Genomic DNA, 11834 nt, shown 5'->3' on the forward strand with positions numbered 1-11834 from the left:
GACTCGCTGGCGGGGGAGTTCGTCGATGCCTCGCTGCGGTTGCTGCCGCGCGGGGGGCGTTTCCTGGAGATGGGCAAGACCGATGTCCGCGACCCGGAGGCGGTGGCGGCCGAGCACGCCGGTGTGGAGTACCGGGCGTTCGACCTGATCGAGGCGGGACCGGACCGGATCGGCGAGATGCTGGCCGCGCTGGTGGGGCTGTTCGAGGCCGGAGTGCTGGAGCCCCTGCCGGTGACGGTGTGGGATGTGCGCAACGCTGCGGAGGCCTTCCGGTTCCTGTCCCAGGCCCGTCATGTGGGCAAGGTGGTCCTCACCGTTCCCGCTCCGCTCGACGCGGACGGCACGGTGCTGGTGACCGGTGGTACCGGGGGCCTCGGCGCGCTGGTGGCGCGGCATCTCGTGGCCGAGCGCGGTGTTCGGCACCTGGTGCTGGCGAGCCGACGCGGATCGCGCGCCCCGGGCGCCGATGAGCTGGTGGCGGAGCTGACGGCGCTCGGGGCCCAGGTCGCGGTTGCGGCGTGCGACGCGTCGGATCGTGAGGCGGTCCGCGATCTGCTGGGCGCCGTACCGGCCGAGCATCCGTTGACCGCGGTGGTGCACACCGCCGGTGTACTGGACGACGGAGTTGTCACCGCGTTGACCCCGGAGCGCCTCGAAGCCGTGCTGCGGCCGAAGGCGGACGCCGCGCTCAACCTGCACGAGCTGACCTGTGATCTCGACCTGTCGGCCTTTGTGCTGTTCTCCTCCATCGCCGGCGCCCTGGGCTCCGCCGGGCAGGCCAACTACGCGTCCGCCAATGCCTTCCTGGACGGGTTCGCCCAGCGCCGCCGTGCCCTGGGCCTTCCGGCGACCTCACTGGCCTGGGGCCCCTGGGGTCCCGGTGCCGGTATGACGGGCGAGTTGAGCGAGGCGGACCGGCGGCGGATGGCCCGCGGCGGCATGCTCCCGCTCACGGTGGAGCAGGGGCTCGCCGCCTTCGACGCGGCGTGCCGGGCCACGGAAGCCGTCCTGGTGCCGGTCTGCCTGCTGCCCTCGGTGCTCCGCGATCAGCAGGAGAACTCGGTCCTTCCGGCCCTGCTGCGTGGGCTGGTCTCCGCCCCGGCACGCAGGACCGCCTCGGCGTCGCACACCTCCGGCTCGGTGGGTAGCCTCACGTCCCGTCTCACCGCTCTTCCGAGCGCCGAACGGGCCGCGGCCGTACTGGACCTGGTACGGGCGCAGACGGCGATGGTGCTCGGGCACGCCGGCCCGCAGGCGGTGGAGCCGGGCCGGGACTTCCGCAATCTGGGTATCGACTCCCTGACCGCCGTCGAGTTGCGCAACCGACTCAACGCGGCAGCCGGGTTGAGACTGCCCGCGACCCTGGTCTTCGACTACCCGTCCCCGCTGGCGCTGGCCCGCCACATGGGCGACGAACTCTTCGGCGACGAGGTGACCGGCGACGAGGACACCGAGGCCGCTGCGCTCGTCACCGCGCCGGGAACGGCCGATGAGCCGATCGCGATCGTGGGCATCGGCTGCCGCTTCCCCGGAGGAGTGCGCGGCCCGGAGGACTTCTGGCGGTTGCTCTCCGACGGTGTGGACGCGGTGTCGGACGCCCCGACCGACCGGGGCTGGCAGGCGCTGACCGGTGGCTCGTCGTTGGCCGACAGCCACGCCGTGGAGGGCGGATTCCTCTACGACGCCGCCGAGTTCGACGCGGACTTCTTCGGGATCTCACCGCGAGAGGCGGTGGCGATGGATCCCCAGCAGCGCCTTCTGCTGGAGGTCTCCTGGGAGGCGCTGGAGCGGGCGACCGTGGACCCATTGTCGCTGCGGGGCAGCAGGACCGGTGTCTTCGTCGGGACGTACCACCAGGGCTACGGGTCGGCGCTGCAGGCTGTTCCGGACGATGCCCAGGGCCAGTTGATGACCGGGCAGGCCGGCAGCGTGGCCTCGGGCCGGGTGGCCTATGTCCTGGGCTTGGAGGGACCCGCGGTCACCGTGGACACGGCGTGCTCCTCGTCCCTGGTGGCGATGCACTGGGCGGCGCGGTCGCTGCGGTCGGGTGAGTGCGATCTGGCGCTGGCCGGTGGTGTGACGGTGATGTCGACGCCGGGTGCGTTCGCCGAGTTCGGTCGTCAGGGAGGGTTGGCGGGCGATCACCGTTGCAAGGCGTTCTCCGACGACGCCGATGGGACCGGCTGGGGCGAGGGCGCGGGGATGCTGCTGTTGGAGCGGCTGTCCGATGCCCGCCGACGTGGTCACCCGGTGCTGGCCACCGTGCGGGGCAGCGCGGTCAACTCCGATGGTGCGTCCAATGGTCTGACGGCGCCGAATGGTCCGTCTCAGCAGCGGGTGATTCGGCAGGCGTTGGCGGGTGCGGGGCTCTCGGCGTCCGAGGTGNGGGACCGCGAGCCGGAGCAGCCGTTGCTGCTCGGATCCGTGAAGTCCAATATCGGGCACACCCAGGCGGCGGCCGGCGTGGCCGGGGTGATCAAGATGGTGCTGGCGATGGAGCACGGGACGGTCCCGCGGACCCTGCACGCGGACCAGCCGTCATCGCATGTGGACTGGTCAGCGGGACACGTCCGGCTGGCGACCGAGGCGTCCCCGTGGCCGCAGTCGGGGCGGCCTCGGCGAGCGGCGGTCTCCTCCTTCGGCATCAGTGGCACCAACGCCCATGTCGTCCTCGAGCAGGGCACGGCCCCCCGGGCGACCGACCCGGCGTCGGAGCTGTCGGACGGCAACGAGAGCGGTGGCGGCCCCGTCATATGGCCGCTGCACGGGCGTTCCACCGCCGGACTTCGCGGCCAAGCCGAAAGCCTGCGGGCTCATCTCCTCAGCCACCCCGGACCGGCTGTGCGCGATGTCGCCCACTCGCTGACGGCCACGCGCTCGGCCTTCGAGCACCGCGCGGTGCTGGTGGCCGAGGATCACGAGGGCTTCCAGGCGGCGCTTGCGGCGCTCGGCCGAGGGGAGGAGGCCCCCTCGCTGGTTCGGGGCGGGCCGGGGCCGGTCGGCCGGACGGCGTTCCTGTTCAGTGGGCAGGGCGGCCAGCGGGCCGCGATGGGATCGGAGCTGTACGCCCGGTTCAGCACATACGCGGACTCCTTCGACCGGGTGTGCGCCGAGCTCTCCCGCCATCTGGACCATCCGCTGCACGAGGTGGTCCTCGCACCGGAGGGCTCCGCCGAGGCCGCGCTCTTGGACCGGACCGCGTACACCCAGCCGGCGCTGTTCGCCGTCCAGGTGGCGCAGTACGAGTCGGCCCGGTCCTGGGGCATCGCCCCCGATGTCCTGCTGGGCCATTCGATAGGCGAACTGGCCGCGGCGTATGCGGCCGGGGTGTGGTCGCTGGAGGACGCCTGCCGCCTGGTGGCGGCACGTGGCCGACTCATGCAGGCGCTGCCGGCGGGTGGGGCCATGGTGGCCCTGCGGGCAGCCGAGGAAGAGGTGCTGCCCCTGCTCGAGGGCCACGGGGCCGAGGTGGGGATCGCGGCGGTCAACGGCCCCCGCGCCGTCGTGGTCTCCGGTGACGCGGAGGCGGTGACGGCCATCGCCGAGCACTTCTCCGGGCTCGGCCGGAAGACGAGCCGACTGCGGGTAGGCCACGCGTTCCACTCACCTCGTATGGAACCGATGCTGGCCGACTTCCAAGCGGTCTGCGAGGGTGTCCGGTACGCGCGCCCCGAGATTCCCGTCGTCTCCACCCTCACCGGGGAGCGCGCCACGCAGGAGCAGTTGTGCTCTCCCGCGTACTGGGTCCAGCACATCAGGCACGCCGTCCGCTTCTGCGACGGCGTCCGCACGCTGGAGGCCGAGGGAGCGGATACCCTGCTGGAGCTGGGGCCCGACGGCACGCTGACCGCGATGGCTCTCGACAGCCTCCGGGAACGGAGCGGTTCCGTGACCGCCCTGCCCATGCTGCGCCGCGGCCGCCCCGAGGTGGCGAGCGTGCTGCTGGCCGCCGGCACCCTGTACACCAAGGGTCTGGCGGTCGACCTCGCCGCCCTCAACGGTCCCGCACGCACGGTCGACCTGCCCACCTACGCCTTCCAGCGGCGCCGCTACTGGCTCGAGCCCGCGCAGCCTTCGGGTGCCGGGGCGACGACCGCCGCGTCGCCGGTCGACGAGCAGTTCTGGGAGGCCGTCGAACGCGAGGATCTCGAATCGCTGACGCTCGGCCTGGACATCGACAGCGCGGCTCCGTGGTCCGATGCCCTGCCCGCCCTGGCGTCCTGGCGGCGCCGGGAGCTGGAACGGTCCACGACCGAGGGGTGGCGCTACTCGATCGCCTGGAAGCCCTTGGGAGACACACCGTCAGGTCCCCTGACCGGCCGCTGGCTCGTGCTGACACCGGCCGGGGACCGCGACGGCGGTGCGGCCGAGGCGGTACTGCGCGAACTCGAGGCCACCGGCAGCACGGTCGAGTCCTTGCCCTGCGATCCGGCACCGGACCGCGCTGGGCTGACCGCTCGGCTTCGTTCCCTGGCCGACGACGCACCGGTCGCCGGTGTGGTGTCGCTGCTGGCATTGGCCGAGGGCGAGGCTGATGGAGTGCCCTTGAGCCTGGCGGCTGCTGCGGTGCTGGTGCAGGCGTTGGGGGATGCCGAGGTCGCCGCTCCGCTGTGGGTGCTGACCCGCGGCGCGGTGTCGGCGGGGCGGTCGGACGCTGCCCCTGATCCGGATCAGGCCGCGGTGTGGGGCCTGGGGCGGGTGGCGGCGTTGGAGCTGCCGGACCGCTGGGGCGGCCTGGTGGACCTTCCGGCGGTTCTGGACAGCCGGGCCGTGACCCGGCTGACCGGCGTGCTGTCCGGGGCGGCCGATGAGGATCAGATCGCGATCAGGGCCACCGGTGTCCTGGCGCGGCGCCTGGAGCGGGCCTCGGCTCCCTCCGCCGGGGCGCCGGGGTGGCGGCCGCGCGGGACGGTGCTGATCACCGGCGGTACGGGCGCGTTGGGTGCCCGCGTGGCCCGGTGGGCCGCCACCGAGGGTGCCGAGCATCTGGTGCTGGTGAGCCGTCGTGGGCTTCAGGCGCCGGGCGCGGACGAGCTGCGGGACGAGCTGAAGGGTCTCGGTGCGAAGGCCTCCTTGGTCGCCTGTGATGTCGCGGATCGCGGTGCGGTGGAGAAGCTGCTGGCACAGCATCGGGTGGATGCCGTGGTGCACGCGGCAGGGGCGGTGCAGCACGCCTCACTCAGCGAGACGGACGCGGGGCGGCTGGCAGGAGTATGGGCCGCGAAGGTGCTGGGCGCCGCGCATCTCGACGCGGTGCTCGGCGACCGCCCCGTGGACGCCTTTGTGCTGTTCTCCTCGATCGCCGGTGTGTGGGGCAGCGGAGGACAGGCGGGGTACGCGGCGGCGAACGCCTGGCTCGACGCTCTGGCCGAGCGGCGGCGGGCACGTGGACTCGTGGCGACCGCTGTGGCGTGGGGGCCCTGGGCCGAAGGCGGAATGGCCGCCGGTGCGGCGGAGCAGGAGCATCTGCGTCGGCGCGGCCTGCCGGCCCTGGAGCCCGATCTGGCGTTGAAGGCGCTGGGCGGTGCCGTGGGGTTGGAGGAGACCGCCGTGGTGGTGGCGGATGTGGACTGGTCCACGTTCACCCCGGCGTTCACCAGCAGTCGGCCCAGCGCCCTCCTGGCCGGTCTCCCCGAAGCCCGAGCGGCGCTGAACGCCTCATCGGGGCCCGCCGAGACGGCTGAAGGGGCGGCCTTCCGCCACAAGCTCTCCGAGACACCGGCGGCGGACCGGGAGCAGGTGCTGCTCGACGCGGTCCGGGGCCTGACCGCGACGGTGCTCGGCCATGCCGGCCTCGACGCCGTCGAACCCGATCGGGCGTTCCGTGAACTCGGGCTCGACTCACTCACCGCGGTTGAGCTGCGCGACCGGCTGACGGCCGAGACCGGCGTCCCGCTGCCGAGCACCGTTGTCTTCGACCATCCGACCTCCCGCCATCTGGCCGGATTCCTGGGCGGCCAGATCTTCGGGGGCAACTCGGAGAACGCGGCAGCCGTACTCGCCGACCTCGACCGGCTGGCCTCGGTGATTTCAAGGCTTTCCCCAGACAACGACGCCAGGACTCTCGCCAAGGCCCGACTTCACAGCATGCTGTCCGAGCTGAGTGATGTCGCGGCGGACAGCGATCCCAAAGCCGCGGTCTCCCAGCAGCTCGAAGAAGCCTCGGACGACGAGATCTTCGAGTTCATCAACAAGGAGCTCGGCCGATCCTGAGCGCCATCGCAGGCGAACCGTTCCGGTACTACGTATGGGGCAAGTTCCAATGGCGAATGAAGACAAGCTCCGGGACTACCTCAAGTGGGTCACCGCCGACTTGCACGAAACCCGCCGACGACTTCACGAACTGGAGTCGCAGGAGCAGGAACCCATCGCGATCGTCGGGATGAGTTGCCGGTTCCCCGGGGCCGTGCGTACGCCGGAGGAGTACTGGCGCCTGCTGGCCGACGGAGTCGACGCCATGTCCGAATGGCCCACCGACCGCGGCTGGGACGTGGACGCCCTCTACGACCCGCGGTCGCAGCGGGCCGACGGCAGCTACTCCAGAGCGGGCGGATTCGTCTACGACGCTGCCGACTTCGACCCGGCGTTCTTCGGGATCTCGCCGCGTGAGGCGCTGGCGATGGACCCACAGCAGCGGCTGTTGCTCGAGGCGTCCTGGGAGGCATTCGAAGCGGCCGGGATCGACCCGGAGTCGGTGCGTGGAAGCCGCAGCGGTGTGTTCGTCGGATGCAGCGGCCAGGAGTACGGCGCCGGGCTGCGTGACATCCCCGACGACGTCCGGGGCCATCTGCTGACCGGCAACTCCACCTCGGTGGTCTCGGGGCGGGTGGCCTACGCACTGGGCCTCGAGGGCCCTGCGGTCACCGTGGACACGGCGTGCTCCTCCTCGCTCGTGGCCCTGCATCTCGCGGCGCAGGCCCTGCGGTCGGGGGAGTGCTCGCTGGCCCTGGCCGGCGGTGTGACGGTGATGGCCACTCCCGGGGTGTTCCTGGAGTTCAGCCGCCAGCGAGGGCTGGCAGCCGACGGCCGGTGCAAGGCGTTCGCGGAGGCCGCGGACGGCACCGGGTGGGCCGAGGGCGTCGGCATGCTCCTCGTCGAGCGCCTCTGCGATGCCCGGCGCAATGGCCACACCGTGCTCGCGGTGGTGCGCGGCAGCGCGGTCAACCAGGACGGAGCGTCCAACGGCCTGACGGCGCCCAGCGGACCGTCCCAGCAGCGCGTCATCCGCCAGGCCCTCGCCGGTGCCGGGCTGTCGGCGTCCGATGTGGACGCGGTGGAGGCGCATGGCACCGGGACCACGCTGGGCGACCCGATCGAGGCGCAGGCCCTTCTGGCCACCTACGGTCAGGGACGGGAGCCGGAACGGCCGCTGTGGCTCGGTTCGGTGAAATCCAACATCGGTCACACCCAGGCCGCCGCCGGCGTGGCGGGCGTGATCAAGATGGTGCTCGCCATGCGGCACGCGGTGCTGCCCCGGACCCTGCACGTGGACGAGCCGTCCTCGCACGTCGACTGGTCGGTCGGCGAGGTGCGGTTGCTCACCGAGCGGCGGGAGTGGCCGCGGGACCGCGCACATCCGCGCCGGGCCGCCGTGTCGGCCTTCGGTGTGAGCGGCACCAATGCCCACGCCATCCTGGAAGAGGCTCCGCTCGACGACGAGAACACACCGCCGCCGGACGGCGACGGTGCCCCTCTCGCCCGCCCGGCCCTGCCGGTGCTGCCCTGGCTGCTGTCCGCCCGCAGTGAGGACGCCCTGCGGGCACAGGCGGCACGCCTGCTGTCGCATGTGCGTGACCACGCCGATGACAACCCCCGCGACCTGGCATGGTCACTCGCCGCCCACCGGTCGGCCATGACCTACCGTGCCGCCGTTCTCGGCGCCGACAAGGACGAGCTCGTCCAGCGGCTCACCGCGCTCGCGCGCGGTGAGCAGGGCGAAGGCGTCGTCGTGGGATCGGCCCGGACAGGCGGCAAAACGGCGTTCCTGTTCGCCGGTCAGGGGTCGCAGCGCTCCGGGATGGGCCGGGAGCTGTACGAGGCGTTCCCGGCATTCGCCGAGGCATTCGACGCGGTGTGCGCCCGCGTCGACGGGGAACTGGAACGCCCGCTCAAGGATGTGGTCTTCGGCGAGGACGCGGAGCCGCTGAACCGCACGGAGTATGCCCAGCCCGCTCTGTTCGCGCTCGAGGTGGCGCTCTTCCGGCTGCTGGAGTCATGGGGCGTCAAGCCGGACTTCCTGCTCGGCCACTCGGTGGGTGAACTGGTCGCCGCCCATGTGGCGGGGGTGTGGTCGCTGGAGGATGCCTGCCGTCTGATCGCCGCACGGGGCAGGCTGATGCAGGCACTGCCCGCCGGTGGTGCGATGGTCGCGCTCCAGGCATCCGAGGACGAGGTCCTGCCGCTGCTCGCGGCCCGCGAGCACGAGGTGGGAATCGCCGCGGTCAACGGCCCGGAGGCCACGGTGATCTCCGGCGCGGAGGACGCGGTCGAGGACATCGCCGCGCGCTTGCGGGAACTCGGCCGGAAGACCTCGCGGCTCCAGGTCGGCCATGCCTTCCACTCGCCGCTGATGGAGCCGATGCTCGAGGAGTTCCGCCAGGTCGCCGAAGGAATCTCCTACGAGGGGCCGCAGATCGCGATCATCTCCAATGTCAGCGGCGGACCCGCGAGCGCGGACGACCTGTGCTCGCCGCGGTACTGGGTGGAACACATCCGCCGCGCCGTGCGGTTCGCCGACGGCGTCCGCACTCTGGAGGGGCAGGGCGCCACCCGCTGCATCGAGCTCGGACCCGACGGCGCCCTGACCGCCATGGCCCTTTCCTGCTCGGCCAACGAGGGCGCCCTGATGGTACCGACGCTGCGGAAGAACGGCGCCTCGGCGAGCAGCCTGCTCACGGCCGTCAGCCGGCTCCATGTGCACGGTGCGAGCCCCGACTGGGCAGCGCTTCTTCCCGGCGCCGGTCGCGTGGACCTGCCCACTTATGCCTTCGAGCACCGCCGCTACTGGCTCGAGGATTCCGGAGGCGCCCGCGCGAAGAGCACCCCGGAGCCCGCCGACGTCGCGGAGGCCGGGTTCTGGGACGCGGTCGAGCGGGGGGAGTTGGGGTCGCTCGCCGATTCCCTGGGTGTGGACGAGGCGGCGCTGAACGAGGTCGCCCCGGCCCTGTCCTCGTGGCGGCGCGGGCAGCGGGAGCGGTCCCGTACCGACCGTTGGCTGTACCGGGTGAGCTGGAAGCCGCTGGATGCGACGTCCTCGCGAGTGCTGTCGGGGCGCTGGCTGATCGTGGTCCCGGCCGGAGCGGCCGAGCACGGCCAGGTCCACGCCGTCGTGGAGGGCCTGACCTCGCAGGGCGCGGACCCCGTGGTGCTGGAATGCGCCCCCGACGTCGAACGGGGCGTCCTCGCACAGCGGTTGACCGCCGTCGGCGCGGTGTCCGGCGTCATCGCGCTCCCCGCCGCGGGAGAGGCGTCCGACGATCCGACGGCCGCCACCGATGCCCTGTCCCTGTCGGCGGTCCTGGCGCAGGCGTTGGGCGACGCAGGGACGGCCGCCCGGCTGTGGGTCCTGACGCGTGGTGCGGTGTCGGTGGGCTGGTGGGACGGGGCGCCCGATCCGGTGCAGGCCGCACTGTGGGGTCTGGGCCGCGTGGCGGCATTGGAACTGCCGGACCGCTGGGGCGGCCTGGTCGACCTTCCCGCTGAGCCGGACCGACGTGCCCTGGCTCGACTGGCCGGGGTGCTGTCCGGGGCAGGCGACGATCAGGTCGCGGTGCGGGCGTCGGGTGTCTTCGGGCGACGCCTGGAACGGGTGCCTGCCGGTGTCGCGACTGCTGGGTGGCGGCCCTCGGGGACGGTGCTGATCACCGGAGGTACAGGGGCGCTCGGTGCCCGCGTGGCGCGGTGGGCCGCTGCCCAGGGTGCCGAGCGACTGGTGCTGGTGAGCCGGCGTGGATTGGAGGCACCGGGGGCGGCGGAGCTTCGGGACGAGCTCGCCGAGCAAGGGGTCGTGGTCTCGGTTGCGGCCTGTGATGTTTCGGACCGGGACGCGCTGGCGGGGCTGCTGGCGGAGCACCCTGTGGACGCGGTCGTGCACGCGGCCGGTGTGCTCGACGACGGCGTGGTGGATGGGCTGACACCGCAGCGGTTCGCCGCTGTACTGCGGGCGAAGGCCGTCGCGGCGGCACATCTGGATGAACTGACCCGGGACGCCGACCTGTCGGCGTTTGTGTTGTTCTCGTCGTTCACCGGTGCCGTCGGTGCTCCGGGGCAGGGCAACTACGCCGCGGCGAACGCCTACTTGGACGCATTGGCCGAGCGGCGTCGTGCGTCGGGTGCGGCGGCCGTGTCCGTGGCCTGGGGGCCATGGGCCGAGGCCGGGATGGCCGATCAGGAATCCGTGGAGCGGCGGTTGCGCCGTGGCGGGGTGGCTCCCCTCCAGCCGGATCTGGCGGTCGCGGCGCTGGAGCGGGCTACGGGCGCCGGTGAGCCTGCCGTTGTGGTGGCCGACATCGTCTGGGCCGACTTCGCCCCCGCGTTCACGGGTGTGCGGCCGAGTGCCTTGATCGGAGATCTTCCCGAGGCCCGTGCTGCCGTGGAAGCCGCATCCGCCGCGGGTGGCGCGGAGGCCGGAGCGTTCGGTGATCGGGACGGATCGCGGTTGCGTGGGCGGCTGGTGGGACTGCGGGCAGCGGAACAGGAACGCGTGGTCCTGGATGTCGTGCGCTCGTGTGCCGCGAATGTGCTGGGATTCGCGGCGGCTTCGGCGGTTCCCGCGGAGCGGGCGTTCCGTGAATTGGGTGCCGATTCGCTGATCGCCTTGGAATTGCGCAATGCGTTGGCGGCATTGTCGGGCTTGCCTCTGACGGCGACCGTGGTGTTCGACTACCCGACGCCTCAGGCATTGGCCCGGTTCCTGCGAGGCGAACTCCTCGGCGACGCTCACGCGGTCGATGCCCCGGTGCAGGCGTCGGCGGTCGCGGACGATCCGGTGGTGATCGTCGGAATGGGCTGCCGTTTCCCAGGCGGAGTGGCGGGGCCGGAAGACCTTTGGGACCTGCTGGCCGCCGGTCGTGACGCCCTCGGCGGATTCCCGGACGACCGGGGCTGGGACCTGGCATCCCTTCTTGACCCCGACAGGGAGCAGTCGGGAACGACGTATGTGAATGTCGGCGGCTTTCTGGACGGCGCGGATCGATTCGATCCCGCGTTCTTCGGAATGAGCCCACGCGAGGCAGTGGCGACCGATCCGCAGCAGCGGCTGTTGCTGGAGACGTCGTGGGAGGCGCTGGAGCGGGCCGGGATCGATCCGGTGTCGCTGCGGGGGAGCCGGACCGGGGTGTTCGCCGGGACCAACGGTCAGGACTACGCCAGTGTGCTGATGGCGGCCGGGGAGGACTTCGAGGGGCACATCGGCACGGGCAACGCCGCGAGTGTGCTCTCGGGCCGGGTGGCGTATGCGCTGGGTCTTGAGGGTCCTGCGGTGACGGTGGATACGGCGTGTTCGTCGTCGTTGGTGGCGTTGCATCTGGCGGTGCAGGCGTTGCGTTCGGGTGAGTGTGATGTGGCGCTTGCCGGTGGTGTGACGGTGATGTCGACGCCGGGTGCGTTTGTGGAGTTCAGTCGTCAGCGGGGGTTGGCGGCGGATGGTCGGTGCAAGGCGTTTTCGGATGCTGCGGACGGTACGGGGTGGGGTGAGGGTGTCGGGGTGGTGGTGGTGGAGCGTTTGTCGGATGCGCGTCGTCGGGGTCATGTGGTGTTGGCGGTGGTGGCTGGCAGTGCGGTCAATCAGGATGGTGCGTCGAATGGTTTGACGGCGCCGAACGGTCCGTCTCAGC

1 protein-coding gene and 1 pseudogene are annotated in these 11834 nt (G+C 72.0%); both read left to right on the plus strand.

Annotated features, from left to right (window positions below; translation table 11 throughout):
- Positions 1-5970 (plus strand): annotated as a pseudogene (locus tag IEY86_RS34960) (SDR family NAD(P)-dependent oxidoreductase); the annotation flags it as partial.
- A gap of 292 nt (positions 5971-6262) precedes the next feature.
- The coding region (locus tag IEY86_RS34965) for a type I polyketide synthase (RefSeq protein WP_189135939.1) at positions 6263-11834 on the plus strand (5572 nt) is incomplete at its 3' end.

The sequence above is a fragment of the Wenjunlia tyrosinilytica genome, assembly GCF_014646055.1.
GTDB lineage: Bacteria > Actinomycetota > Actinomycetes > Streptomycetales > Streptomycetaceae > Wenjunlia > Wenjunlia tyrosinilytica.